This window comes from Ramlibacter sp. G4-7, from assembly GCF_057784995.1.
Genome location: NZ_JBYNTT010000002.1, coordinates 291565 through 315281, shown reverse-complemented (window position 1 = coordinate 315281; position 23717 = coordinate 291565). Strand labels below are relative to the sequence as shown.

The following is a 23717-nucleotide window of genomic DNA, read 5'->3' as shown; positions in this document are numbered from 1 at the left end:
TCTCAGGTGATCGCGCGCAGCGTCTGCGCCACGATGCGGTCGCAGCGCTCGCCGTCGAAATCGAAGACGTCGCCCTGGGCCAGGTCCAGGTCCTGCGCGATCGCCTCGCGCAGCAGGCTGCGCGCGCGGAACAGGCGGCTGCGCACCGTCGCCTCGGGGATGCGCAGCGCCTGGGCCGTTTCCTCCACGCTCAGTTCCTCCACGGCGCGCATCACGAAGACGACCCGGAACGGGCCAGGCAGCTGGTCGATGCGGCGTTCCAGCAGCGCCCGCATTTCGGCCCGCCACAGCAGCCGGTCCGGCGGCTCCGGCCGGGCGGAGTTGTCTTCCTGGTTCTGCATCGCTTCGCCCTCCTCCAGCGGCAAGGCATCCACCGCCACGATGGGAACGATGTTGTCGCGCCGGGCCTGCCTGCGCAGCCGCGTCATGCACTCGTTGACGACGATGCGTGACAGCCAGGTGGCCAGCGACGCCTCGCCGCGGAAGTCCGCAAGCGAGCGGAAGCCCGCGATGTAGGCCTCCTGCACCGCATCCTCCGCGTCGCCGGCGTCGCCCAGCAGCGAGCGGGCCATGCGGTACAGGCGCCGGTTGTGGCGGCGCATCAGCAGCTCGAAGGCGGCGGGGTCGCCCGCGCGCAGGCGCGGCAGCAGTTCCTCGTCCGCCGGTGCCGTGGCGATCTTCGGGGCGACGTTCATGGCAGCTTCACCGTTGCCTTCATGCCCGGATGGTAGATGCAGACATAGCCGTGCGAGCCCTTGCCGCGGGCCGTCCAGGTCCAGCTCTTGCCCGGAGCAATGGCGCCGGAGTCGAAGGCGCCCTTGGCGGTCGCCGTGTGCGGCACCACGTCCTTGTTCTGCCAGACCACCTTGTCGCCCGGCTGGACCGTGAGTTCGGCGGGCTGGAAGGCCATCCCCTCGATGGTCACCACGCGGGTGCCGGCCGCCGCCAGCCCCGGCAGGAGGCAGGCGGCGGCGGCGATGCCAACGACGGCTCTTCTCATTTCAGTTGCGCCTGCAGCTGCTTGGCGTGCTCGAGGTGCTGCACCAGGGCCGGCCGCACCTTCTCGATCAGCGCCTTGAGCTCGTCGTTCTTCGCCGACGGCAGCAGCGTCTTGTCCACCGCGTCGATCACGGCCTGGTGGTAGGTGACCTCCTGGTCGACGTAGGCCTTGTCGAATTCCTTGCCCTTGAGCTTCTTCAGCTTCGCGACATTCGCATCGCCGCCCTTCTTCAGGCTCGCGCTCGTGTCGTTGCCCTCGGGCTTGACCTTCAGCTTCTTCACCAGGGCGGTGGCCGACTTGTTGACCGCGGTGTGGTCGGTGACCATCTGCTTGCCGAACGCGCGCACGTCCCTGGACGAAGCTTTCTTCTCGGCCAGCTTGCCGGCGTCGATGTCGACCTGGTTGGCCGTGACCACGATGTGGGCGATCTGCGGATCGCTGGGGCCGGTCTGGGCATGCAGGCCGAAGGCGGTGAAGCCGGCGATCAGCCCGGCTGCGAGGATGCGCGCGCGCATGGGGAACTCCTTTGTGGGTTGCGAGGGTATGGACGCCGCGACTCCGGCCGGCGTTCCCGGCCGCTTCCCATCCGTCGGCAAGCCAGTCTTCGTCGGCTTCCGTCCTACCCGGCCGGGTCCACGGCCGGCGCAGACTGGACCTCTATCCAGTCCTGACGCACATGGCGATCAACCTGGTCGTGGTGACGCTCTACGTGGTGAATGCGTGGACGCGCGCGAGCGATTCCGCCTCGCCCGGCATGGCGCTGGGCCTGTCGCTGGTCGGGATCGCCCTGCTGCTGGTGTCCGGTTGGTTGGGCGGGAAGATGGTGTACCTCAAAGGCGTCGCCGTCCACACGCAAGAAGAGGCGTCGGCGGCGGCGACGAACGATCCCTGGCGCGCCGATCGCAGGAGCTCCAACCGCAGCACGGCGGCGGGCCGCATGCCGCGCATGGGCGAGCGCGCCATGGCCAAGGACGGCGACGTGCGGGAGACGGATCGCAGCTGAACTTCCCCCGACGCGCACGAAGGCCGCTCGTGGAGCGGCCTTGTCGATAAGCGCGAGGCTGCGGTCAGCCTTGCGTGCCTCCCTTGAGCTGTCGTTGCACCAGTTGGTCGAGGGCGCTCGAGGTGCTGCTCGCCGTGCAGGCCGCGGTGCCGCTGTTACGTTGCTGCCCGAGGACGTTCGCGCCCACGCCGCAGACGGTGGCAGCGATGCCGATCGGGACCTGCACCGTGACCGGGATCTGGCTCACGTCCACGTTGATGTTCTTGGCGATGTTGTTCGCGACATTGTGAACATCGACGTTGACGAGGCCGGACTGCTGCGCGAACGCGCCGGTCGCAAGGACTGCGCCGAGGCCGAGAACGGCCGCCATGGATTTCACTTTCATGATTCACCTCCGTGTGTACTGGATCGGGTCGCGGCGGCAAGACCATCTCGCCGTCCGTGCCTCCCATTTTTGGGATCGACGCGTGGCTTCCCAGCCCCTGCCGGCGCCTTTACGGCCTCTTACCGCGCCGAGCTTGCGGGCACACGAAAGTTGCTGCATCGGGCACTCAGCGATAAGGCGCCGTGCTGGTCCGTGTAACGTCGCTGGCACGACGATGGACGGCGGCTTGCAGACGCAGCCGTTTGCTCCAGATCAAGGCGGCCGCCCGTCGACGGACCAAAATGAACGGCATCGTCCTCCGGGCCCCGCCATGAACCCGAGCGCCTCCTCTCCCCTGCTGGTCCAGCAATTCGCGGCGCGTCTGCGCGAGCGGGCAAGCGAGCTGCAGGGGCTGCTGCAAGCGGCCGCCGTCGCCGGCATCACGCTGGACGCCCCCGGCGAGGTGACCGACTTCAAGGACATGGCAGCGCAGGACACGCGGGCCGTGGTCGACGAGGTGACGCGCGCCCACGCGGCCGACGAACTCGAACAGATCGCGGCCGCCCTGCGGCGGGTGGACGCCGGCACCTACGGGGAATGCGCGGATTGCGGCGACCGCATCGACGAGCGCCGCCTGCGGGCGCTGCCGGCCACCGCCTTCTGCACCGGCTGCCAGGCCGCGCACGAGCGGCCCGCGCCCAGGCGCTGACGCTCAGCGCGCCGCGGCCTGCCGCTCCACCTCGCCGCGCTTCATGCGCAGGTAGGCGTCGCGTTCGACTTCGTGCAGCTGGCGCGGGTACTTTTCGGTCGCCTCGAACCAGGCCTGCAGCCGCCGCTCGAGCTGCTGCTGCGGCGGCGCCGCCAGCGAATCCAGGTAGGCATCGATGGCGAGGTAGTAGCGCATGGTGTTGCGCTCCACGACGCCCCGCATGCCGCCGACGAAGGCGTCGTCATCCGACCGCGACGCATCCAGGCGCGTGAAGCCCACCTTGTCCCGCCCCGTGGTGCCCAGATACACCTTGATGGCGAGCTCGCTGGCCAGGCCATGGCTGAGCGCATAGCCCATGTGCAGGAAGGTGCGATTGGAGTCCAGCGGCACCGCCTCGGCCAGCAGCCGGTAGTCCCGCGTGTCGTAGGGTCCGTCGCCGGACTCCAGCGTCGCGGCGACATAGTCCGGCTTCACGACCGGGGGGCGCCAGCTGAAGGCCAGGCGCGAGGCGGACTCGAGGGACTGCGGGTCCTTCTTGCCGATGCGCACGTCCAGGGTCGTGCCGGCCTGCTCCTGCACGCGCCGGCAGTACTTGGTGTTCAGGTGCAGGATCAGGATCTCGCACCACTGGCCCGGGTCCGACAGCGCGGCCGCGACCTTGGGGAACGGGTGATCGAGGATCGCATACACCTCGCCGTCGACGCGGCGCGAGGCCTGCTCCGACTTGAGCACCAGCGGGCCGCCGAAGGCGTTGCTCGCCAGTTCCGGGGCCAGCGCGGCATGGCGGCCCTGCAGCGCGGCGGGTCCGAGCGCGCCCGCGGAGTGCGCAAGCAAGGGAAGCGACAGGGCGAGCGCGAGCAGCGCCATCCAGGGTTTCTTGTTCATCACGCAACGATAGGCGCTGCGCGCGAAGGCGACGTGTGAAAACGCAATTCCCCGCCTGCCGAGGCAGGCTTCCCGGCTTGTGCTTGCAGACTTCGGCCGCGCCCCCGGTCGCTTCCGCGAACTGGCGTAACCTTGCGCCTGCGGCGCCGCCCACCCAGGGTGGCGCGCGGAGACGACGCATGGACACCATCATCCTGGCCCTGCCCGGCGCGGAAAGGCTGGCCGAAACACTCGCGCAGCAACTGCATTGCGGCGCCAGCACGCTCGAGCTGCACCGCTTCCCCGACGGCGAAGGTGTCGTGCGGCTGCGCACCGGCGTCGACGGCCGCCGCGTGCTGCTGGTGGCGCACCTCGATCGGCCCGATGACAAGACGCTGCCGCTGCTGTTCGCCGCCGACGCCGCACGGGAGCTGGGCGCGCGCGAGCTGGGCCTGGTGGCGCCCTACCTACCCTACATGCGGCAGGACGAGCGTTTCCGGGCGGGCGAGGCGATCACCTCGCGCAGCTACGCGCGACTGCTGTCCTCGACGGTCGATTTCCTGCTCACCATCGACCCGCACCTGCACCGCCTGCCCAGCCTGGACGCGATCTACACGATTCCCACCCGCGTGGTCGCCGCGGCGCCGGCGATCGCCGCCTGGGTGCGGCGCGAAGTGGAGCGGCCGATCCTGGTCGGCCCCGACAGCGAGAGCGAGCAGTGGGTCGCGGACGTGGCGCGCCGGCTGGGCGCGCCGCACGTCGTCATGAGCAAGGTCCGCCGCGGCGACCGGGACGTGCAGGTGACGCTGCCCGAAGGCGCCGCGCACGACGGTCGCACCCCGGTGCTGGTGGACGACATCATCTCCAGCGGCCACACCATGGCGACCGCGGCGAAGGTGCTGCGGGAGGCGGGCTGGGCCCGGCCCTGGTGCGTGGGCGTGCATGCCTTGCTCGATCCCCCGGGGGTCGACATGCTGCACCGCGCCGGCATCGCGCGCATTGCCAGCTGCGACACGGTGCCGCACGCGACCAATGCCATCGCGGTGGCCCCGCTGCTGGCCGAAGCCCTCCGCGGGCAGCTGTCCGCCTGAAACGCGCGCGTCAGGCGTGCGGCTCGCGCCAGGGCGTAGGCCCCTCACGCGGCAGGGTGTGCGGGTGCGGGACGTGCACGTTGAGCGCGCGCAATTGATGCTCCAGCTGCGCGATGCGCTGCAGATAGCCCAGGAGCAGGCTGACGGTGAACAGGTCCAGGTCGTAATGGGAGTGCAGGCGCGCCGCCTCGAGCAGCGGGGGCACGCAGGCAGCACTGTACTCCCGGCTGCCGGGCCCCCCCATCGCCGGCACCAGCGAGCCGTATTCCACCAGTTCGTCCAGCTGCGCCGTGCTCATGCTGCAGATCAGCGCGAGTTCATCCTGGCCGATGCGGCGCAGCGGGTCGAGCCAGGTCAGGTCGGGAATTTCAGTGGCCATGGCAGGCCTCCTTCGCAGGAGTGGCGCGCAAGGCCGCGCGCGCACCGGCACAGCTTACGCCGTGCCGCGCCATCCAGGGGGCCGCCCCGATCACTGGACACGCAGGTCGAACGCGCGCTGCAGGCCCGCCAGGTCCGTGATCCGCACGTGCTTCTTGTCCACTTCCAGCAGGCGCTGCTGGGCGAAGGCGGAGAAAGTGCGGCTGACGGTCTCCAGTTTCATGCCCAGGTAGCTGCCGATCTCCGCCCGCGACATGCGCAGGTGGAATTCGCTCGCGGAGTAGCCGCGGGCCTTCATCCGTTGCGAGATGTTGAGGAGGAAGGCGGCCAGGCGCTCTTCGGCGTTCATCGACCCGAGCAGCATCATCAGGCTGTGCTCGCGCACGATCTCGCGGCTCATGAGACGGGAGATCACGTGCTGCAGGTCGACGCTGGTGGCGGCCAGTTCGCTCAGGTGGGCGTAGGGGATCGCGCAGATCTCGGCATCCTCCAGCGCCACGGCGCTGCTGGCGTGCTTGCCCGAGGCCAGGCCATCGAACCCGAGCAGCTCGCCGGCCATCTGGAAGCCGGTGACCTGCTCGCGCCCGTCCTTCAGGTTCAGGGTGGACTTGAAGGTGCCGCTGCGCACCGCGTACATGCACTGGAAACGGTCGCCCTCGTGGTACAGCGCCTGGCCCTCCTTGATCCGGCGGCGCGCGAACCTCAGGCCGTCCAGCCGCTCGACGTCGCTGCCCGTCAGGCCGCAGGGCAGGCACAGGTCCTTCAGGTGGCAGCTGGAGCACTGCGTCACCAGCGGCGCCGGCGTGCAGGCGGCGTCGCCGGCGTGCGCCCGGTCGATGAAGTGGATGGTGGCGACGGAAGCGGTGGCGGTGGTCATGTTCCCTCCTTCTGGCTTGTTCAATGGACCGCGTGCCGCCCTGCCGTTTCCACGGCACGGGCCAGCTGGTCGAATTCGGTGCTCTTGTCCAGGAAGCTCACGGCGCCCTCGCCCAGGTAGCGCTTGCGGTAGGCCGGGGCGGAGTTGTTGCTGAAGACGACGAAGGCGACCTGCGGGTCCGCCAGGCGCACGGCCTTGAGCACCTGCAATCCGCTGCCGCCTTCCAGCTGCACGTCCAGCACGACGACGTCGGGGTGGCAACGCAGGATGCCGGCGATGCAGCTCTCCGGCGTGGCGGCCTCGCCCACGATGGCGATGTCGGCCGCCCCGAGCAGCGCGTTGACGCGCTCGCGGATCTGCAGCGAATCGTCGGCGAGGAACACCTTGATGCAGCCGTTCGGGGTCATGCCTGCACTATGGGCATCCGGCCGGATTCGCGACATCGGAGCCGGCTGAATCGCTGGCTCGGAGGAGTCCGAATCGCCGCGGCGCGCGGGACTAGGGTCCCTAGGAATCGTCCTAGCCGCCTGGCTTGATCCGCATCAAGCGGTCGCGCGCTGCGTCGTCCCACCATGGGGGATCTCAATGCGAACGGAAGGCAAGCCATGTACAAGCGCATCCTCGTGCCGGTGGACGGCAGCGACACCTCGAACAAGGCCCTGGTCGCCGGCTTGCAGCTGGCGCGCGAGGGCGGCGGCCGCGTGCGGCTGGTGCACGTGCTCGATCCGATGGCTTTCATCAGCACCGGCTACGGGCCGGTGGTGGACTTGCTGGATGTCGGCAAGAAGGGGGCCGCCAAGGTGCTGGCCGACGCCCTGGAGATCGCCCGGGCCGCCGGCGTGCCCGCGGACACGAAGTTGCTGGACGCCCCGGGGGCGCGCATCGGCGAAGACATCGCGGCGGAGGCGCGGTCCTGGGAGGCCGACCTGGTGGTCGTCGGCACCCACGGTCGCCGCGGTGTGAGCCGGGTCCTGCTGGGAAGCGGGGCGGAGCAGGTTCTGCGCATGGCGCCGGTGCCCGTCCTGGCCGTCCGCAGCGACCCGCCGCCGGCCTGAGCCGACACCCGCCAGGCAAACGCACGCTTAGGTCGTATTGTTGACCTTCGGTTACGAATAGGTCGCCTTGCCCGGCGGCCTTCCGTGAAGTCCGTCACCTTGCCAGGCTTGTCAGCCCCGGCCGCCCGGCATACCTTTGGCAGGACCGGTCACAGGCCAATACAAGTCGGTGGGAACAACATGCGCTGGTTCAAAGGCACTCTGCGGCAAAGCATCTATGGCCTCCTGGGCAACCCCCTGGATCCGAGCGAGTCCGTGCTCGATTCGGGCACCGAGGACATCCGCGAAGCGATGCTGGCGCTGCTCACGCAAGCCGGCGGCCGGCAATTCGCCAACGTGACGCGCCGGGTGCGCTATGCCAGCGACGTCCAGGCGCTCTGGTACCTGCGCGGCGACCTGCTCGCCACCCTGGCGACCGTGCACGGTGAGATGGGGGCCCGCCAGCAGGTGCAGCGCGTGACGCGCATGTTCCAGGGCCTGCTTCCCGGCAGCCTGACCTCGCGCCCCAGCCCCCTGATGAACTGAGGGCCTCCGGCGCCCGACGACCAGCGCGGCATCGCCGCGCTTTTTTCATGCCTCAGTGCGCGTGCGCGTGGCCCCAGAACAGCAGGGCGTCGCGCCCTTCCGCGGCGAGCGTCACCTCGGCACCGACCGGCAGGCACACCTTGGTCGGCACGTGGCCGAAGGGCAGCCCGGTCAGGACGGGAGCCTTGACCTGCGTGCGCAGCCAGTCGATCACCGTCTTGAGCTTGAAGCCCTTGTCGTGCGGCACCGGCACCCAGTTGGTGAAGTGTCCGAGCACGATCGCCTTCTGCTTCTGCAGCACGCCGGTGTACAGGAGCTGCGTCAGCATGCGCTCGACGCGGTAGGGATGCTCGTGCACATCCTCCAGGAACAGGATGCCGCCCTTGACCTGGGGAAGCCAGGGCGTGCCGGCGAGCGCGGAGACGATCGCCAGGTTGCCGCCCCACAGCACCCCCTTGGCCTGCATCGGACGCGCGAAGCCCTCGGCGGCCGGCAACTGCCAGCCCGCTCCCTCGCCCTGCCCGCTCGCGAGGTCCTCGAAGCAGGCCTGCATGATCTCGTCGGGTTCGGCCTCGACGCCGAAGTCCTCGCCCACGGCCGGCCCCGACCAGGTCACGCGGCCCGTTTCGACCAGCACCGCGTTCTGGAAGGCGGTGAAATCGCTCAGGCCGACGAATTTCATGCCCCGGTCGATCGCCTTGGCGACCTTCTTGTACGGGATGGCGGGCAGCAGGCGCGTCAGGCCGTAGCCTCCGCGGGTGATGATGGCGATGTCGGCGCCGCTGGCGGTGGCACGCTCGATGGCGCCCAGGCGCGTGGCGTCGTCCCCGGCGAAGCGCATGTGCGTGGAGAACACGGACGGGTCGAGTTCGACCTCGTGTCCGAGTGCCTTCAGGCGCGCGATGCCGCGCCGCACGGCGGCCTTGTTGCGCACGGCGCTCGAGGGGGAAAAGATGTAGATGCGTTGCGTCACGCCCGGAAGTATCCCACCGCCGAGCGGGCGATCTGCTCGCCGTGCTCCTGCACGAAGTGGCCGGCGTGCGGCAGCAGCAAGGGCTCAGGACAGTTGCGGATCTGCGCGCGCAGCGCCTGCATCACGGGCACGCCGAGCACCGGGTCCTGCGCGCCGATCGCCATCATCGTGCGGCCTTCCCAGCGCGTGGCGAGGAAGTTGCGCGCCTGCCGCGAGACGGCGGCGCCGTCGGCTTCGGGATGGTCGGGCACCATGGCAGGAAAGGCGCGCAGCGCCGCGCGGTGGCCGGCGTCCGGGAACGGTGCGTCGTATGCGGCACACTCCTGCGGCCGCAGGTGCGGGTTGCCGCGCGCGAACAGCCGCCCGACACCGAAGTCCGGGTTCTTCGCGCACATCTCGCGCCAGGCAAGGAAACCAGGGGGCAGCGGCGCGTCGCCGGTTCCGAGCGCCGTGTTCATCACCAGCAGGCCGCGGTAGCGCGCCGGGTCTTCCATCGGCAGCGTGAGCCCGAGCAGCCCGCCCCAGTCCTGCACCACCAGGACGATGCCGCGCAGGTCCAGGCGCTCCACGAACTCGAGCAGCACCTGCCGGTGCCATTCGAAGCCGTGCGCGCTTTCGCGCTTGGGCTTGTCGCTCTTGCCGAAGCCGACCAGGTCGGGGGCGACCACGCGGCCGCGGTCCGCGAGGAAGACGGGCACCATGCGGCGGTACAGATAGCTCCAGGCCGGGTTGCCATGCAGGCACAGCCAGGTCACCGGTGCCTCGCGCGGACCCTCGTCCAGGTAGTGCATGCGCAAGCCGGCCAGCGACGGCAGGTCGTTCACGTAGTGCGGCGCCCACGGGTAGTCCGGCAGGCCACGGAAGCGCTCCTCCGGCGTACGGAGCGCGTCGTCGCGCAGGGGTTGGGCCTTCGCCCGCGTCTCCTGCCGGCGGCGGCGGAAGAACTCGGTGAGCAGCGCACCGCATTCGGCGCCGAGAACGCCGCCTGCGATCGCGGTCTGGTGGTTCAGGCGCCCCTGCGCGAACAGGTCCAGGGTAGAGCCCGCGGCGCCGGTCTTGGGGTCGGCCGCCCCGTACACGACGCGGGCGAGCCGGGCGTGGAGCATGGCGCCGCTGCACATGGCGCAGGGCTCCAGGGTCACGAACAGCTCACAGCCGTCGAGGCGGTAGTTGCCCAGGGCCTGGGCCGCCTCGCGCAGCGCGCGGATCTCGGCGTGCGCCGTGGGATCGTGGCTGCCCACGGGCGCGTTGTGGCCGCGGCCCACGACGCGGTCCCCGTGCACGATCACGGCGCCGACCGGCACCTCGCCGGCCGCCAGCGCGCGCTGCGCCTGCGCGAGCGCCTCGCGCATGAAGTGCGCGTCGCGCTCGGCGGCCCCGGTCACTTGGGCTCTTCGGGCATGGGACGCGCCTGCTGCATGGCGCTTTCCGCAGCCTTCTGGAACTGCTGCACCTGCTGCTGCGGCGTCGCCGCGGCCGGTGCGCCGCTGGCCGTGGGCGCCACGCCCGCGCTCACCTGCTTCTTCACCAGCACGCCGACGATCGCCAGCACGACCAGCAACCCCACGATACTGAACACAGCCCTCATTGCTTGCCCTCCATCCCCAGCCGCGCCATCCAGGCGCCGAGTGCGCGCTCCTGCTCGCCGCCGGCCGCGTATTCCGAGCGCATCTTCGCGTGCGCCTCCGGCCGGTGCTGGTTGAGCTTGAGCTTGCACGCCCATTCCACCACGTCGAGCCGGAAGCCGACGATGCCGGCCAGCATCTTCTGCTGGTACTCGGCGCCGAGGTCACGCCACTGTTGCACGTATGAGGGCTCGTGGTCGCCAATGAGCTTCTTCAGGAGGCCATCCTTGCCCTCGCCGTCCTCCACCAGCTGCGCGCGGACCTTGCAGTGCACGGCCAGGTAGTTCCAGCTCGGGACGCGGGAGCGGTCCGGATAGACCTGCGGCGAGAGGTACGCGTGGGGGCCGAGGAAGGTGACCAGCGCCTCGGGCCGCGCCTGCAGGTAGCGCCAGTGCGGGTTGGGCTTCGCACAATGGCCCCAGAGCATGAAGCGGCCGTCGGCCTCCTCCAGGTGCAGCGGCAGGTGGGAGACGAAGGGAAACCCGCCGTCGTCCGTGGAGACCAGGCTGGCGAAGGGATACGCGCGCATCAGCTGCGCCGCGATGGCGGGGTCCTGCGAGCGGAACTGGGGCGGCTGGTACATGGGCGCATTGTGCCGCGTACCCCGCAGGCGGCGCTTCAGCGCCCCGATGGCGTGTGGACGCAGGGCTCCCAGGGCCGCACGTCGCATCCGCAATGGGCCGGCGGCTGCGCAGGCCCGGTGCGCGGAACTTTCGCGGCAGCGCCTGTCGGCGCGGTGCCCCCCTCTGGCGCCAGCCAGCGTGCGAAGGGCGCCAGGTCGCGCGCGTCCTGGACGTACCAGCACTTGCGCGCCGGATCCCAGCGGGCGCCCAGCGCCTTGGCTTCGTCCTTTTCCGCGTACGGCACGCTCAGGTTGGTGCGCATCCCGTCTTCACTCCCACTCGATCGTGGCGGGCGGCTTGCTGCTCACGTCGTAGGTCACGCGGTTGATGCCGCGCACCTCGTTGATGATGCGGCTGGAGACCTTCTTGAGCAGCGCGTAAGGCAGCTCCGCCCAGTCGGCGGTCATGAAGTCGCTGGTCTGCACCGCACGCAGCGCCACCACGTAGTCGTACGTGCGGCCGTCGCCCATCACGCCCACGCTCTTGACCGGCAGGAACACGGTGAAGGCCTGGCTGGTGAGCTCGTACCAGGTCTTGCCGGTGGGCTCGTCGCGGAAGTTGCGCAGCTCCTGGATGAAGATGGCGTCGGCCCGCCGCAGCAGGTCCGCATACTCCTTCTTCACCTCGCCCAGGATGCGCACGCCCAGGCCCGGCCCGGGGAAAGGATGGCGGTAGACCATCTCCGGCGGCAGGCCCAGGGCCACGCCGAGCTCGCGCACTTCGTCCTTGAACAGGTCGCGCAGCGGCTCCAGCAGCTTCAGGCCCAGTTGCTCCGGCAGCCCGCCGACGTTGTGGTGGCTCTTGATGGTCACGGCCTTCTTGCTCTTGGCGCCGCCGGACTCGATCACGTCGGGATAGATGGTGCCCTGGGCCAGCCAGGCCACGTGGCGCTGGTGCGTCTGCTTGATCTTCGCCGCTTCGGCCTTGAAGACGTCGACGAACAGCCCGCCGATGATCTTGCGCTTCTGTTCCGGTTCGCTCACGCCCGCGAGCTTTCCCAGGAAGAGCTCGCTGGCGTCGACGCGCACCACCTTCGCGTGCAGCTTGCCGGCGAACATGTCCATCACCATGTCGCCTTCGTCCAGCCGCAGCAGGCCGTGGTCGACGAAGACGCAGGTGAGCTGGTCGCCGATGGCGCGGTGGATCAGCGCCGCGGCCACCGAGGAGTCGACGCCGCCGGACAGGCCCAGGATCACTTCCTCGTCGCCGACCTGCCTGCGGATCGCTTCCACGGCTTCGGCGACGTGGTCGCGCATCACCCAGTCCGGACGCGCCCGGCAGATGCCCAGCACGAAGCGCTCCAGCAGCGCGCGGCCCTGCACGGTGTGGGTGACCTCGGGGTGGAACTGCACGGCATAGAAGCGCCGCGCCTCGTCCGCCATGCCGGCGATCGGGCAGCTCTCGGTGGAGGCCATCAGCTTGAAGCCGGGGGGCATCTCGACGACCTTGTCGCCGTGCGACATCCAGACGTTCAACATGCCGTGGCCTTCGGCCGTGGTGAAGTCGGCGATGTCGCGCAGCAGCTCGGTGTGGCCGCGCGCGCGCACGGCGGCGAAACCGAACTCGCGCTTGTGCCCGGGCTCCACCTTGCCACCGAGCTGCTGCGCCATGGTCTGCATGCCGTAGCAGATGCCCAGCACCGGCACGCCCAGTTCGAACACGGCCTGCGGTGCCTTGTCCGTGGACTCCTCGTAGACGCTGGCATGGCTGCCGGAGAGGATCACGCCCTTGAGGCTGCCGTCGGCCGCGTACTGGCGCACCCACTCGTCCGACACGTCGCAAGGGTGGACTTCGGAAAGCACGTGCGCCTCGCGCACGCGGCGGGCGATCAGTTGCGTGACCTGCGAGCCGAAGTCGAGGATGAGGATCTTGTCGTGTTGCATGAGGATCAGGCCAGGTCGGTGATCAGGGGATGTTCGAGCTGGAGGCAGGCGCGTTGCAGCGCGCGGTCCATGGTGACCAGCGGCGCCTTCAGGTCCACCGCGACCTTCAGGTAGGCCGCGTCGTAAGGGGTGAGTTCCAGCGACTGCGACCAGTTCCAGAACTCCAGCGGCGACACGCGCAGCGGCGCGAGCGCCACCGGCAGCCGGCTCAACAGGCGCAGCACGTGCTGGTGCGCGCTGGGGGTGAAGCGCCCGCGCGCGAGTGCACGGCCCGCAGCATGCAGGGCCTCCAGCGGGAAGATGGCGGCGCTGGTGGCGCTCTCCTCCTCGGTCATCACCCGGATCAGCGCCTGCGACACCTTGTCGCCGGCCTCGTCGGGAAACGCCCAGCTGGCAAAGGCGGATGCGTCAACGACCAGCACGGGGCACCTTGGGTTCGTCGGTCCAGGCGTCACCGCGCGCATCGCGCTCGCGCTTGTGCTCTTCCCAGAGTTCCTGGAAGGCCGGCTCGCCTCGCCCCACCTTCGCACGCAAGGCTTCGAGTTCCGCCAGGATCGCCTGGCGCCGGCCTTCGATGCTGGGCTGCTCGCTTTCCGGCTCCTTGATGAGGCGGATGACGCGCTTGCCGTGGCGCGTGAGCACGACCTCCTCGCCCTGCTCCACGGCACGGATGAGTTCGGAGAGCTGGCTCTTGGCTTGGTGGATGGGAACAGTCTGCAATTTATGGCCCGACTGGAATATGAACTGGCCATATTTTAGCCCGGAGAAGAAAAAAGGGCCAGAAAATTCTGGCCCTTTTAAGGGGGTGAGCGGGGGTCAGTCGGCGCGGTAGTTCGGCGCTTCCTTGGTGATCTGCACGTCGTGCACGTGGCTCTCGCGCATGCCGGCGGCGGTGATCTGGACGAATTCGGCCTTCGAGCGCATTTCCTCGATGCTGGCGCACCCGCAGTAGCCCATGGCGGCCCGCACCCCGCCCGCCATCTGGAAGACGATGGAGATGAGCGAACCCTTGTACGGCACGCGGCCCTCGATGCCTTCGGGCACCAGCTTGTCGGCGTTGGGGTTGCCGGTGGTGGACTCCTGGAAGTAGCGGTCGGCGCTGCCCTGCTGCATCGCGCCGATGGAGCCCATGCCGCGGTAGCTCTTGTAGCTGCGGCCCTGGTACAGCACGATCTCGCCCGGTGCTTCCTCGGTGCCGGCGAACATGCCGCCCATCATCACGGTGCTCGCGCCGGCGGCGATGGCCTTGGCGATGTCGCCCGAGTAGCGGATGCCGCCGTCCGCGATCAGCGGCACGCCGCTGCCGGCCAGGGCGGTGGCGACGTTGTCGATCGCCGTGATCTGCGGCACGCCCACGCCGGCCACGATGCGCGTGGTGCAGATGGAGCCCGGGCCGATGCCGACCTTGACCGCGTCCGCGCCTGCCTCGACCAGGGCCTTCGCGGCCGCGCCGGTGGCGATGTTGCCGCCGATCACTTCGACCTGCGGATAGTTCTGCTTGACCCAGCGCACGCGGTCGATCACGCCCTTGCTGTGCCCGTGCGCCGTGTCGACCACGATGGCGTCGACGCCGGCCTTGACCAGCGCCTCCACGCGTTCCTCGGTGCCCTCGCCCACGCCCACCGCGGCGCCGACGCGCAGGCGGCCGGACGCGTCGCGCGCGGCATTGGGGAAACTGGTCTGCTTGGTGATGTCCTTGACGGTGATCAGGCCCTTGAGCTCCGAAGCGTCGTTGAGCACCAGCAGGCGCTCCAGCCGGTGCTTGTTCAACAGCGCCTTGGCCTCGGCGGGGCTGGTGCCCTCCTTCACCGTGATCAGCTTGTCGCGCGGCGTCATGATCTGGCTGACCGGCACTTCGTAGCGGGTCTCGAAGCGCAGGTCGCGGCCGGTGACGATGCCGACGACCTTGCCGCCATCGAGCACCGGGAAGCCCGAGATGCCCAGCTGCTCCTGCATGGCGATGACCTGGCGCACCGTGTGCTGCGGGGTGATCACCACGGGATCGCGCAGCACGCCGGACTCGTAGCGCTTGACGCGCGCGACTTCGGCGGCCTGCTGCTGCGGCGTGAGGTTCTTGTGCACGATGCCCATCCCGCCTTCCTGCGCGATGGCGATCGCCAGGCGCGCCTCGGTCACCGTGTCCATGGCGGCGGACACGAGCGGGAGGTTCAGCTGGATGTTGCGCGAGAGCTGGGTTGCGAGGGAGGTGTCCTTGGGCAGGACCTGGGAGAACGCCGGCACCAGCAACACGTCGTCGAAGGTGAGCGCTTTTCCGAGCAAACGCATTCTTGAGGCTCCAAAAAAAGGATTGTACCCGCGTGCAATTTCGCACAGGACGGCTGGGGCAACGGCGCCACGGACAGGGATTCGCACCAGGTCCGCCGCAGGCCGCCGAGCTAAACTGAAACCATGAAAGCTGCCCGACTCGCCCTGCTCGCCCTCGCCTGCACCCTGCCCCTGGCCGCCGCCGCGCAATGGCAGTGGGTGGACAAGAGCGGACACAAGGTCTTCAGCGACCAGGCGCCGCCGGCCGAAGTGCCCGCGGAGAAGATCCTCAAGGGTCCCAGGGGCATGATGCCCGCGGCTGCCACCGAGTCCGCTGCCACGCAGGCCGCGGCGCCGGTGGCCGCGCCGGTCGGCGACAACGCGCCCGCGCTGCCCAAGGTGGCCGGCAAGGACAAGGCGCTGGAAGAGCGCAAGAAGCAGGTCGAGGCCGCCGAGGCCGAGAAGAAGAAGGCCGAGGAGCAAAAGCTCGCCCAGGCGCGCAGCGAGAACTGCAGCAAGGCGAAGTCCTCCAAGGCGAACTACGACTCCGGCATCCGCCTCGCGCGCGTGAACGACAAGGGCGAGCGTGAAATCCTGGACGACGAGGCGCGCGCCAAGGAGACGCGGATGCTCGAAGCCGTGATCGCCCGCGACTGCCCGCCGCGTCAGTAACCCGGTTTCGCTCCCGGCCGCCGCTGCGCGAACAGGCCGGCGGCGCGCGCGCCCTGCTTGCGGAAGCGCTCGCGCCGCGCCACTTTCGGGTCCACCTTCAGGGCCCGGTACACCTCCACCCGGTCCCCTTCCCGCACGGGCTGCTGCGCCGCGCAGCGACGGCCCCAGATGCCGACCTCCGGCACTTCCCCTGCCGGGGCGGCCGCGCGCCAGCCGCTCGCCAGCACCGCGTCGCGCACGGTGGCCCCTTCGGGCAGTTGCACGGTCCACTCCAGCACCTGGCGCGGCGCCGGCGAATAGAGCACGGTCACGCAGGGCATGGCTTCAGCCGTAGACCTGCTCGGCGCGCTTGACGAAGGCGTCGACCAGGTTGCCGGCGATGCGGTCGAACACGGGGCCCACGAGCGCCGCCAGCGCGGCGTTCTTGAAGGCGTACTGCAGCTCCAGCGAGACCTTGCAGGCGCGCTGGTCCTGGCCCAGCGCCTGGAATTTCCAGCAGCCATCGAGGTTGGAGAACGGGCCGTCGACCAGCTTCATGCGCACCTCGCGCCCGGGCACGTGCGTATTGCGCGTGGTGAAAGTCTGGTGGATGCCCGAGAAGCTGATCCCCACCTCCGCCTTCATGCCGTCCGGCTCCAGTGCGATGACCTTGGAGCGGTCGCACCAGGGCAGGAACTCGCAGTACTTCGCCACGTCGGTGACGAGCGCGTACATCTCCTCGGCGCTGTACCAGATGAGGACGCTTTTGTGGACGGTTTTCATAGGAGAATGCGGACCCGCGCGGGCATTGTAGAGAGCCGTTGCCGGCCCCATCTGTCAGCGATCTCCGAAAAGGTCGCTGCCGCCTCTTTTCTGGGCCAGACCCTTCCATGGCGCAAAAGAAAGAAACTCCCTCCCGCATCGCGGACAACAAGAAAGCCGCCTTCGACTACTTCTTCGAGGAGCGGCACGAGGCCGGCCTGGTCCTGCAAGGCTGGGAAGTCAAGGCCGCCCGCGAGGGCAAGGCGCGGATCACCGAGGGCTACGTGGTGATCCGCGACGGCGAGCTGTTCCTCATCGGTTGCCACATCGACCCGCTGAAGACGGCCTCCACCCACGTGAACCCGGAGGCCGCCCGCACCCGCAAGCTGCTGATGCACAAGGACGAGATCCGGCGCCTCATCGGCAAGGTGGAACAGAAGGGCCACACCCTGGTCCCGATCCAGCTTTACTGGAAGGCGGGCAAGGTCAAGGTCGAAATCGCGCTGGCCAAGGGCAAGGCCACGCACGACAAGCGGCACACCATCAAGGACCGCGAAGGCAAGCGCGAGGTGGAGCGCGCCATGAAGGAACGGCACCGCTGATCCCCCGCCGGCCAGCCCGGCCGGAATAAACCGGGCCCGGGGCACGTTCATCCGTCAAAGCCATTCCAACGGAGAACGCCATGCCCTCGTCCATCCGCCTCGCCTCCCTCGCAGGCGCCGCCCTGCTGGTGGCGTGCTCCTCCATGCCCTGGTCGCGCGCGCCGGCCACGGTGGCCGACGGCGTGTTCGTCGGCCCGAACGGCATGACGCTCTACACCTTCGACCGCGACACCATGGGCGCCGGCAAATCGGTGTGCAATGGCCAGTGCGCGACCGCGTGGCCGCCGCTGATGGCCAGCGCCAGCGACACGTCCAGCGGCGACTGGGCAATCGTGGTGCGCGACGACGGCAGCCGCCAGTGGGCCTACCGTGGCAAGCCCGTCTACTACTGGGCCCGCGACAGCAAGCCCGGCGACCGCACCGGCGACGGCGTCAACAACGCATGGCGCCTCGCCCGCCCCTGACCGATGAAGCTGGCATGGTCGTTCGCGCGCTGGGCGCGTCCGCGCTTCCTGGAGTCGGCTCCGTTGCTGACGGCCTCGCCGCTGGAGGATGTGCGGCAGGCGATGCGCGAACGGGTGCAGGAAGTGCCCGGCGCCACCACCGCCCGCCTGATGGGCGCGATCGAACGGGCGGACGACCTGCAGGCGCTGTGGTTCCTGCGCTCGCCCCTGATGCAGGCCCTGGCCACGACCCGCGGCGAGTCCGGGGCACGGGAATCCCTGGCGGAACTCGACCTGCTGATTCGCCAGGGCTGGCCCGACGCCCCTGTATCGCGTTTCACGGAGCTCGGGTAGGCTTGCGGCATGCCGTCCTCCGCCACCACCAGCCTCGTCGGGCACATCCCGGACCTGCGCCGCTATGCACGTTCGCTCACCGGCGACGCGTGGGCGGCGGACGACCTGGTGCAGGACACGCTGGAGCGCGCCTGCCAGCGCTGGCAGTTGTGGGCCGCGGGCAGCGACCTGCGGGCGTGGCTGTTCACGCTGATGCACAACCTGTTCGTGGACGGGGCGCGGCGCGCCGTGCGCCAGCAGGCCGCCCACCGTGTGGACGTGGACGACGTGGCGAATGAACTCCAGGCACCGGCCGGCGTGCCGGACCAGGCGCTGGACCTGCAGCGCTGCCTGCTGCGCCTGCCGGTGGAACAACGCGAGGTGCTGCTGCTGGTGACGTTGCAGGACCTGGGATACGAGGAAGCCGCGCGCATCACGGGGGTGCCCATAGGCACCGTGATGTCGCGCCTGTCGCGGGCGAGAGCCCGGTTGCGCGACCTGATGGAAGGCAAACCCATGCCCGCCACGCCGTCCGCGCCGGCCCTGCGCCGATTGAAGTGATGAACATGAAGGAAGACACCCAACTGCTGCCCGGCGAGGCCGAACTGCACGCCTACGTCGACGGCCGCCTCGACTCTGCCGGGCGTGCCGCGGTCAAGAGCCGCCTGGCCGCCGATGCCGAGGCGGCGGAGCGCGTGCGCGCCTGGCGCATCCAGCGCGAGGCCCTGCGCGCGCTCCACACCCAGGTCCGGGACGAACCGGTCCCCGAGCACCTGCTGCACGTGGCCGAGAGGCTGCAGCAACGCAGCACGCGCTTCTCGCAGTGGCAGCGCTGGGGCGGCATGGCCGCTTCGGTGCTGCTCGCCTTCGCGCTCGGCTGGGCCGGGCACGTGCAGTGGCAGACCAACGGCTACGGCGCCGGCAACCTGCGGCCCACGATGACTTTCGCGCACCAGGCCGCCGTCGCGCACGTGGTGTACATGCCCGAGGTCCGGCACCCCGTGGAAGTGGAGGCGGCGCAGCAGCAGCACCTGGTGCAGTGGCTGTCCAAGCGGCTGAACCGGCCGCTGAAGGTGCCCAACCTGTCGGCCAACGGCTACGAGCTCGTGGGCGGGCGGCTGTTGCCCGGCGACACCGGCGGCGCGCGCGCGCAGTTCATGTTCCAGAACGCCGCCGGCGAACGCATCACGCTCTATATCGGCTCCGTCGACGGCGCCAAGCAGCGCGGCATGGAGGAAACCGCGTTCCGCTATGCCACCGAGGGCAGCGTGTCGACCTTCTACTGGGTGGACCAGGGCTTCGGCTACGCCCTGTCCGGCAAGCTTCCGCGCCAGGGGCTGCTGGCGCTGGCCGACGCGGTCTACAAGCAGCTGTAGGAAACGCTGCGCGCATCGCTGGGGTTGCTTCGCACCGCCAGCCTACACCTCACGCCCCTCACCCGTAGGTTGGGGCCGTCGAAGTGGACCCCAGCGGTGCGCGCAGCGGCTTCCCCGCGTGGCGGCATGCAGCGCTTGCGCGACCTTCGTGGGCCGGGCGGCGCTCAAGCCCGTTGCCGCCAGCCCACCAGTGTGTTCGCGAGCAGCGCCCCGATGACCAGGGCACCGCCGGCGAGCACGGCTTCGCCCGGCACTTCGTCGGCGCCGACCCAGGCCAGCACGATGCCGAAGATCACCTCCAGCAGCGCCAGCAGCGCGATCTCGGGCGCCTTGAGCACGCGCGCACAGACCACGGCCAGCGCGCACGGGATCGCCAGCTGCACCAGGCCCAGCAACGCCAGCAGGCCGACGTCGTGCATCGAGGCGCGCAAGGGCATGGCCAGCGGCAGCGTCACCAGCGCGGAAACGGCCGCGCCCACCAGCACGGCCGGGACCAGGTCGACCTCCTCGCCGTGGGCGTGGGCGCGCTGCGAGATCGTCCAGTTCACGCCGCTGGCGAGCGGCACCAGCAGCGCCACCAGCGTGCCGGTGAGCTGCCCGCCTTCGAGCTGCGCGCCGTACATCCAGGCAATCCCCGCGCCGGCCACCAGGATGGCCAGCCAGGTGCGAACCGGGATGCGATGCCCGATGAAGACGCGCGCCAGCAGTGCGGTGAGGAAGGGGCCGATCGCCATCGTGACTAGCACGTTGGCCACGCTGGTGAGCGTCAGCGCCACCATGAAGGCGGTGAACATGACGGCCCAGCACAGGCCCGAGAGCCACAGGGCAGCGCCGCCGCGGCGGATCTTGGCGAACACCACCCTGCCCTGGAAGAACGGCAGGATCACCAGCAGCGACAGCACCGTGAAGAAGCTGCGCCAGAAGGTCACCTCGAAGCTGCGCGCGTGTTCGAGCTGGCGCGTGATCACGCCGGCGATGGACCACATGAGGGTCACCGCCACCATGAGGAAGACGGCCTGGGTGTGGGTCGGTCTCATTGTTCTTGTGGGCGAAAAAAAGCGGGCCTGGCGCCCGCTTCGGATCTTAAGCCGCTTCCCGCAGCGCACGCTTGCGCTCGTGCTCCTTGAGGTGGCGCTTGCGCAGGCGGATGGACTTGGGGGTGATCTCCACCAGTTCGTCGTCCTCGATGAACTCCACGCCGTATTCCAGCGTGAGGTCGATCGGCGGCGTGACCTTGATCGCGTCTTCCTTGCCGGAGACGCGGAAGTTGGTCAGCTGCTTGGTGCGGGTGGCGTTCACCACCAGGTCGTTGTCGCGGTTGTGCACGCCGACGATCATGCCCTCGTACACCGGGTCGTTCGCCTTGACGAACATGCGGCCGCGGTCGTCCAGCTTGCCCAGCGCGTAGGTGAAGATCTCGCCGTCGTCCATGGAGATCAGCACGCCGTTCTTGCGGCCGCCGATCTCGCCCTTGTGCGGCTCGTAGCCGTCGAAGATGTTCGAGATCAGGCCCGAGCCGCGGGTCAGGTTCATGAACTCGTTGGAGAAGCCGATCAGGCCGCGGGCCGGGATGCGGTACTCCAGGCGCACGCGGCCGCGGCCGTCCGGCTCCATGTTGACCAGCTCGCCCTTGCGCTCGCCCAGGGCCTGCATCACGCCGCCCTGGTGCTGTTCCTCGATGTCGGCCGTCACCAGCTCGATCGGCTCGTGGCGCTCGCCGCCGACGTTCTTGAAGACTACGCGCGGCTTGGACACGGCCAGCTCGTAGCCTTCCCGGCGCATGTTCTCCACCAGGATGGTCAGGTGCAGTTCGCCGCGGCCCATGACCTCGAACACGCCTTCCTCGTCGGTCTCGGCAACGCGCAGGGCGACGTTGGACTGCAGTTCCTTCTGCAGGCGGTCCCAGATCTGGCGGCTGGTGACGTACTTGCCTTCGCGGCCGGCCAGCGGGCTGGTGTTGACGCAGAAGTTCATCGTCAGCGTGGGCTCGTCGATCTTCAGCATCGGCAGCGGCGCCGGGTTCACCGGGTCGGTCACCGTCACGCCGATCCCGAGGTCCTCGATGCCGTTGATCAGCACGATGTCGCCGGGGCCGGCCTCCTTGACCTGCACACGCGTGAGGCCTTCGAAGGTGAGCACCTGGTTGACCTTGCCCCGCACCGCCTTGCCGTCCGGCCCTTCCATCACCATCACTTCCATCATGGGACGGATGGTGCCGGTGTTGACCCGGCCGACGCCGATGCGGCCGACGAAGCTGGAATAGTCCAGCGCGGAAATTTGCAGCTGCAACGGCGCTTCCGGGTCGCCTTCGTGCTGGGGCACGTGCGCCAGGATGGTGTCGAACAGGGCCGACATGTCCGGGCCCCACTGCTCGCCCGGCGCACCCTCGGTCATGGACGACCAGCCGTTGATGCCGGAGGCGTAGACCACGGGGAAGTCCAGTTGTTCGTTGGTCGCGCCGAGCTTGTCGAACAGGTCGAAGGCCGCGTTGACCACCTTGTCCGGATTGGCACCCGGCTTGTCGACCTTGTTCACGACCAGGATCGGACGCAAGCCCAGCGCGAGCGCCTTCTTGGTCACGAAGCGGGTCTGGGGCATCGGCCCTTCCTGGGCATCGATCAGCAGCACCACGCCGTCGACCATGGACAGCGCGCGTTCGACTTCGCCGCCGAAGTCCGCGTGTCCGGGGGTGTCGACGATGTTGATGTGCGTGCCCTTCCAGCTCACGGCGCAGTTCTTGGCCAGGATGGTGATGCCCCGCTCGCGTTCGATGGCGTTGTTGTCCATCACGGTGTCCTGCACCTTCTCGTGCTCGGCGAAGGTGCCGGACTGGCGCAGCAGCTGGTCCACCATGGTCGTCTTGCCATGGTCGACGTGGGCGATGATGGCGATGTTTCGGATTTGCGTCATACGTTCTCTGGCTCGGCCACGCCGAGGATTTGCTGGATTTCGATGGGGCTCAACAGGCGGGAGGGAATCAGTTCCCCCGCCTTTGCGTGAGCGGTGCCGAGGAGCGCGCGCGGAGCCTCCCCGAAGACTGCGATCTGTTCGGCGTCGCGCCAGCCGCCGCGCCTGCGCAGCCCGCTGAGAAAGCGCGCCGCGTCTTCCGCGCCCAGCGTGACCGGCACGTGGCCGGGCAGCAGGGCCTGCACCGGCAGCAGCCGGCCAACACGGTCAGACTCCGGCAGCGCCTCGAGTTCCGCGAGCGTCAGGCATTGCGAAAGATCGAAGGGCCCGGTGGCAATTCTTCGCAGGGAGCGCAGGTGGGCGCCGCAGCCGAGGGCGGCGCCGATGTCCTCGCCCAGGGTGCGGATGTAAGTCCCCTTGCTGACCTTGGCCACGATCTTCAGCAGCGCGGGCTCCAGCAGTTCCAGGCGCAACTCGAGGACGCGCAGCTGGCGCGCCTCGCGCTCCACCTCGACGCCGGCCCGGGCGTACTCGTACAGCGGCTTGCCGTCCTTCTTCAGGGCGCTGTGCATGGGCGGCACCTGCACGATGCCGCCGATGAACTGCGCCTGCACTTGGGCGAGCCGTTCGGGCGTGATTGCCGGCACCTCGCGCCGCTCGGTGACCTCGCCCTCGCTGTCGCCGGAGGCGGTGCGCACACCCAGCTGCGCCAGCGCCTCGTAGGCCTTGTCGGCCTCCAGGTGCAACTGGCTGAACTTGGTCGCGGCGCCGAAGCACAGCGGCAGCACGCCGGTGGCCATGGGGTCCAGCGTGCCGGTATGGCCGGCCTTTTCCGCCCGCAGCAGCCACTTGGCCTTCTGCAGTGCGTCGTTGCTGGAGAGTCCCAGCGGTTTGTCGAGCAGCAACACCCCATGCACAGGGCGCCGCTGCACCCTGGTGCGTGGCGCGTTCACGGGCTAGTCGTCCTTCGACCGGGAAGAAACCGCCTTGGCGATCAAGGCGTTCATGTCGGCCGCGCGCTCGGTGGTGCGGTCGAAATGGAAGTGCAGCGTGGGCACCGTGTGGATGTGCAGCCGCTTGAACAGGTGGTTGCGCAGGAAGCCGGCCGCCTGGTTCAGCGCGTCCTCGGTTTCCTGCGGGTCCCCGACGAGGATGCTGAAGAACACCTTGGCATGCGCGTAGTCGGCCGTGACCTCCACCGCACTGACCGTGACCATGCCCACCCGCGGGTCCTTCAACTCGCGGGCGATCAGCTCCGTCAGGTCGCGCTGGATCTGGTCCGCGATCTGGAAGGAGCGATTCGGCTTGGTCGATTTCTTGGGCATAGGGATTCAGTTCACCACAGCGGCGCAGGGTTCGCAAAGCAAGGCAGAGCGATCATCGAATGACCTCCTCTTGCCCTGCGTAC

General features: G+C 69.3%; 34 protein-coding genes. 11 read left to right on the top strand and 23 right to left on the bottom strand.

Annotated elements, in window-relative coordinates:
• Window positions 1-2 precede the first annotated feature (2 nt).
• The 3 genes from AC3EGR_RS04475 to AC3EGR_RS04465 are packed head-to-tail and all read right to left on the bottom strand — an operon-like array spanning window position 3 to window position 1515.
• Window positions 3-695 (bottom strand): RNA polymerase sigma factor, encoded by a 693-nt coding sequence (locus AC3EGR_RS04475; protein ID WP_488545238.1) that lies wholly within the window; start codon window positions 693-695, stop codon window positions 3-5.
• On the bottom strand, window positions 692-1000 hold the full coding sequence (locus AC3EGR_RS04470) for a cupredoxin domain-containing protein (protein WP_488545237.1): 309 nt from the start codon (window positions 998-1000) through the stop codon (window positions 692-694). Before AC3EGR_RS04470 ends, AC3EGR_RS04475 begins: the two co-directional genes overlap by 4 nt.
• Complete coding sequence (locus tag AC3EGR_RS04465; RefSeq protein WP_488545236.1) at window positions 997-1515, bottom strand: DUF4142 domain-containing protein; 519 nt, start codon at window positions 1513-1515, stop codon at window positions 997-999. The genes AC3EGR_RS04470 and AC3EGR_RS04465 overlap by 4 nt, the downstream gene beginning before the upstream one ends.
• 161 nt (window positions 1516-1676) lie before the next feature.
• On the opposite strand from AC3EGR_RS04465, the gene AC3EGR_RS04460 reads away from it, so the two are divergent.
• Window positions 1677-2003: a DUF2231 domain-containing protein gene (locus AC3EGR_RS04460; RefSeq protein WP_488545235.1), complete on the top strand. Its 327-nt coding sequence runs from the start codon at window positions 1677-1679 to the stop codon at window positions 2001-2003.
• A gap of 64 nt (window positions 2004-2067) precedes the next feature.
• Here AC3EGR_RS04460 and AC3EGR_RS04455 read toward each other — a convergent pair whose 3' ends face one another.
• Window positions 2068-2388: a hypothetical protein gene (locus tag AC3EGR_RS04455; protein ID WP_488545234.1), complete on the bottom strand. Its 321-nt coding sequence runs from the start codon at window positions 2386-2388 to the stop codon at window positions 2068-2070.
• Between the two features lie 310 nt (window positions 2389-2698).
• On the opposite strand from AC3EGR_RS04455, the gene AC3EGR_RS04450 reads away from it, so the two are divergent.
• Window positions 2699-3076 carry a TraR/DksA family transcriptional regulator gene (locus AC3EGR_RS04450; RefSeq protein WP_488545233.1) on the top strand — a complete coding sequence of 126 codons (378 nt, stop codon included), beginning with the start codon at window positions 2699-2701 and terminating at the stop codon, window positions 3074-3076.
• A 3-nt stretch (window positions 3077-3079) separates the two neighbouring features.
• Here the strand turns inward: AC3EGR_RS04450 and AC3EGR_RS04445 are convergent, their stop codons facing one another.
• A complete protein-coding gene (locus AC3EGR_RS04445; RefSeq protein WP_488545232.1) occupies window positions 3080-3961 on the bottom strand; it encodes a hypothetical protein in 882 nt (293 codons plus the stop codon).
• 179 nt (window positions 3962-4140) lie between these two features.
• On the opposite strand from AC3EGR_RS04445, the gene AC3EGR_RS04440 reads away from it, so the two are divergent.
• Window positions 4141-5031 carry a ribose-phosphate pyrophosphokinase gene (locus AC3EGR_RS04440; protein ID WP_488545231.1) on the top strand — a complete coding sequence of 297 codons (891 nt, stop codon included), beginning with the start codon at window positions 4141-4143 and terminating at the stop codon, window positions 5029-5031.
• Window positions 5032-5041: 10 nt separating this feature from the next.
• Here AC3EGR_RS04440 and AC3EGR_RS04435 read toward each other — a convergent pair whose 3' ends face one another.
• The 3 genes from AC3EGR_RS04435 to AC3EGR_RS04425 form a co-directional block, all read right to left on the bottom strand.
• Window positions 5042-5410: a chaperone modulator CbpM gene (locus AC3EGR_RS04435; protein ID WP_488545230.1), complete on the bottom strand. Its 369-nt coding sequence runs from the start codon at window positions 5408-5410 to the stop codon at window positions 5042-5044.
• Between the two features lie 90 nt (window positions 5411-5500).
• Window positions 5501-6286 carry a fumarate/nitrate reduction transcriptional regulator Fnr gene (gene fnr / locus AC3EGR_RS04430; RefSeq protein ID WP_488545229.1) on the bottom strand — a complete coding sequence of 262 codons (786 nt, stop codon included), beginning with the start codon at window positions 6284-6286 and terminating at the stop codon, window positions 5501-5503.
• A gap of 20 nt (window positions 6287-6306) precedes the next feature.
• On the bottom strand, window positions 6307-6693 hold the full coding sequence (locus tag AC3EGR_RS04425) for a response regulator (protein ID WP_488545228.1): 387 nt from the start codon (window positions 6691-6693) through the stop codon (window positions 6307-6309).
• A 198-nt stretch (window positions 6694-6891) separates the two neighbouring features.
• Here AC3EGR_RS04425 and AC3EGR_RS04420 point away from each other — a divergent pair, with 198 nt between their 5' ends.
• Entirely contained in the window at window positions 6892-7341 is a 450-nt protein-coding gene (locus AC3EGR_RS04420) for a universal stress protein (protein WP_488545227.1), read from the top strand.
• A 180-nt stretch (window positions 7342-7521) separates the two neighbouring features.
• Window positions 7522-7866 carry a hypothetical protein gene (locus AC3EGR_RS04415; RefSeq protein WP_488545226.1) on the top strand — a complete coding sequence of 115 codons (345 nt, stop codon included), beginning with the start codon at window positions 7522-7524 and terminating at the stop codon, window positions 7864-7866.
• 52 nt (window positions 7867-7918) lie between these two features.
• Here AC3EGR_RS04415 and AC3EGR_RS04410 read toward each other — a convergent pair whose 3' ends face one another.
• The 9 genes from AC3EGR_RS04410 to guaB form a co-directional block, all read right to left on the bottom strand.
• Entirely contained in the window at window positions 7919-8839 is a 921-nt protein-coding gene (locus tag AC3EGR_RS04410) for an LD-carboxypeptidase (RefSeq protein WP_488545225.1), read from the bottom strand.
• On the bottom strand, window positions 8836-10224 hold the full coding sequence (gene tadA / locus AC3EGR_RS04405) for a tRNA adenosine(34) deaminase TadA (RefSeq protein ID WP_488545224.1): 1389 nt from the start codon (window positions 10222-10224) through the stop codon (window positions 8836-8838). Before tadA ends, AC3EGR_RS04410 begins: the two co-directional genes overlap by 4 nt.
• Entirely contained in the window at window positions 10221-10427 is a 207-nt protein-coding gene (locus AC3EGR_RS04400; protein ID WP_488545223.1) for a hypothetical protein, read from the bottom strand. Before AC3EGR_RS04400 ends, tadA begins: the two co-directional genes overlap by 4 nt.
• On the bottom strand, window positions 10424-11047 hold the full coding sequence (locus AC3EGR_RS04395) for an FMN-binding negative transcriptional regulator (RefSeq protein ID WP_488545222.1): 624 nt from the start codon (window positions 11045-11047) through the stop codon (window positions 10424-10426). The genes AC3EGR_RS04400 and AC3EGR_RS04395 overlap by 4 nt, the downstream gene beginning before the upstream one ends.
• A 35-nt stretch (window positions 11048-11082) precedes the next feature.
• Window positions 11083-11349, bottom strand: coding sequence for a DUF5710 domain-containing protein (locus AC3EGR_RS04390; protein ID WP_488545221.1), 267 nt, complete (start codon window positions 11347-11349; stop codon window positions 11083-11085).
• Between the two features lie 7 nt (window positions 11350-11356).
• Window positions 11357-12970, bottom strand: a complete 1614-nt coding sequence (guaA, locus tag AC3EGR_RS04385; protein ID WP_488545220.1) for a glutamine-hydrolyzing GMP synthase — start codon at window positions 12968-12970, stop codon at window positions 11357-11359.
• A 5-nt stretch (window positions 12971-12975) separates the two neighbouring features.
• Window positions 12976-13392: a type II toxin-antitoxin system VapC family toxin gene (locus tag AC3EGR_RS04380; RefSeq protein WP_488545219.1), complete on the bottom strand. Its 417-nt coding sequence runs from the start codon at window positions 13390-13392 to the stop codon at window positions 12976-12978.
• Complete coding sequence (locus tag AC3EGR_RS04375) at window positions 13379-13690, bottom strand: type II toxin-antitoxin system Phd/YefM family antitoxin (RefSeq protein ID WP_488545218.1); 312 nt, start codon at window positions 13688-13690, stop codon at window positions 13379-13381. The genes AC3EGR_RS04380 and AC3EGR_RS04375 overlap by 14 nt, the downstream gene beginning before the upstream one ends.
• 96 nt (window positions 13691-13786) lie before the next feature.
• Complete coding sequence (gene guaB / locus AC3EGR_RS04370; protein WP_488545217.1) at window positions 13787-15256, bottom strand: IMP dehydrogenase; 1470 nt, start codon at window positions 15254-15256, stop codon at window positions 13787-13789.
• Between the two features lie 123 nt (window positions 15257-15379).
• Between guaB and AC3EGR_RS04365 the strand changes: the two genes are divergently transcribed.
• Window positions 15380-15907, top strand: coding sequence for a DUF4124 domain-containing protein (locus AC3EGR_RS04365; protein WP_488545216.1), 528 nt, complete (start codon window positions 15380-15382; stop codon window positions 15905-15907).
• Here the strand turns inward: AC3EGR_RS04365 and AC3EGR_RS04360 are convergent.
• Both AC3EGR_RS04360 and AC3EGR_RS04355 read right to left on the bottom strand, forming a co-directional pair.
• On the bottom strand, window positions 15901-16227 hold the full coding sequence (locus tag AC3EGR_RS04360; RefSeq protein WP_488545215.1) for an RnfH family protein: 327 nt from the start codon (window positions 16225-16227) through the stop codon (window positions 15901-15903). The genes AC3EGR_RS04365 and AC3EGR_RS04360 overlap by 7 nt on opposite strands.
• A gap of 4 nt (window positions 16228-16231) precedes the next feature.
• Complete coding sequence (locus AC3EGR_RS04355) at window positions 16232-16669, bottom strand: type II toxin-antitoxin system RatA family toxin (protein WP_488545214.1); 438 nt, start codon at window positions 16667-16669, stop codon at window positions 16232-16234.
• A 107-nt stretch (window positions 16670-16776) separates the two neighbouring features.
• On the opposite strand from AC3EGR_RS04355, the gene smpB reads away from it, so the two are divergent.
• From smpB to AC3EGR_RS04330, 5 genes are all read left to right on the top strand, one after another.
• Window positions 16777-17250 carry an SsrA-binding protein SmpB gene (gene smpB / locus AC3EGR_RS04350; protein WP_488545213.1) on the top strand — a complete coding sequence of 158 codons (474 nt, stop codon included), beginning with the start codon at window positions 16777-16779 and terminating at the stop codon, window positions 17248-17250.
• 80 nt (window positions 17251-17330) lie between these two features.
• Window positions 17331-17714, top strand: coding sequence for a COG4315 family predicted lipoprotein (locus AC3EGR_RS04345; RefSeq protein WP_488545212.1), 384 nt, complete (start codon window positions 17331-17333; stop codon window positions 17712-17714).
• Window positions 17715-17717: 3 nt separating this feature from the next.
• Window positions 17718-18047: a hypothetical protein gene (locus AC3EGR_RS04340; RefSeq protein WP_488545211.1), complete on the top strand. Its 330-nt coding sequence runs from the start codon at window positions 17718-17720 to the stop codon at window positions 18045-18047.
• A gap of 9 nt (window positions 18048-18056) precedes the next feature.
• On the top strand, window positions 18057-18587 hold the full coding sequence (locus AC3EGR_RS04335; RefSeq protein WP_488545210.1) for a sigma-70 family RNA polymerase sigma factor: 531 nt from the start codon (window positions 18057-18059) through the stop codon (window positions 18585-18587).
• A 5-nt stretch (window positions 18588-18592) separates the two neighbouring features.
• Window positions 18593-19402 (top strand): anti-sigma factor family protein, encoded by an 810-nt coding sequence (locus AC3EGR_RS04330; protein WP_488545209.1) that lies wholly within the window; start codon window positions 18593-18595, stop codon window positions 19400-19402.
• Window positions 19403-19566: 164 nt separating this feature from the next.
• On the opposite strand, the gene AC3EGR_RS04325 is transcribed toward AC3EGR_RS04330, so the two are convergent.
• Genes AC3EGR_RS04325 through rbfA form a run of 4 tightly spaced genes read right to left on the bottom strand, consistent with a single transcriptional unit; the run spans window position 19567 to window position 23634 of the window.
• The gene (locus tag AC3EGR_RS04325; RefSeq protein ID WP_488545208.1) at window positions 19567-20439 is read right to left on the bottom strand and encodes a DMT family transporter; all 873 of its coding nucleotides are present in this window, start codon (window positions 20437-20439) and stop codon (window positions 19567-19569) included.
• 46 nt (window positions 20440-20485) lie between these two features.
• Entirely contained in the window at window positions 20486-22312 is a 1827-nt protein-coding gene (typA, locus tag AC3EGR_RS04320) for a translational GTPase TypA (RefSeq protein WP_488545207.1), read from the bottom strand.
• Entirely contained in the window at window positions 22309-23262 is a 954-nt protein-coding gene (truB, locus tag AC3EGR_RS04315; RefSeq protein ID WP_488545206.1) for a tRNA pseudouridine(55) synthase TruB, read from the bottom strand. Before truB ends, typA begins: the two co-directional genes overlap by 4 nt.
• 3 nt (window positions 23263-23265) lie before the next feature.
• Window positions 23266-23634, bottom strand: a complete 369-nt coding sequence (gene rbfA, locus AC3EGR_RS04310; protein ID WP_488545205.1) for a 30S ribosome-binding factor RbfA — start codon at window positions 23632-23634, stop codon at window positions 23266-23268.
• Window positions 23635-23717 lie beyond the last annotated feature (83 nt).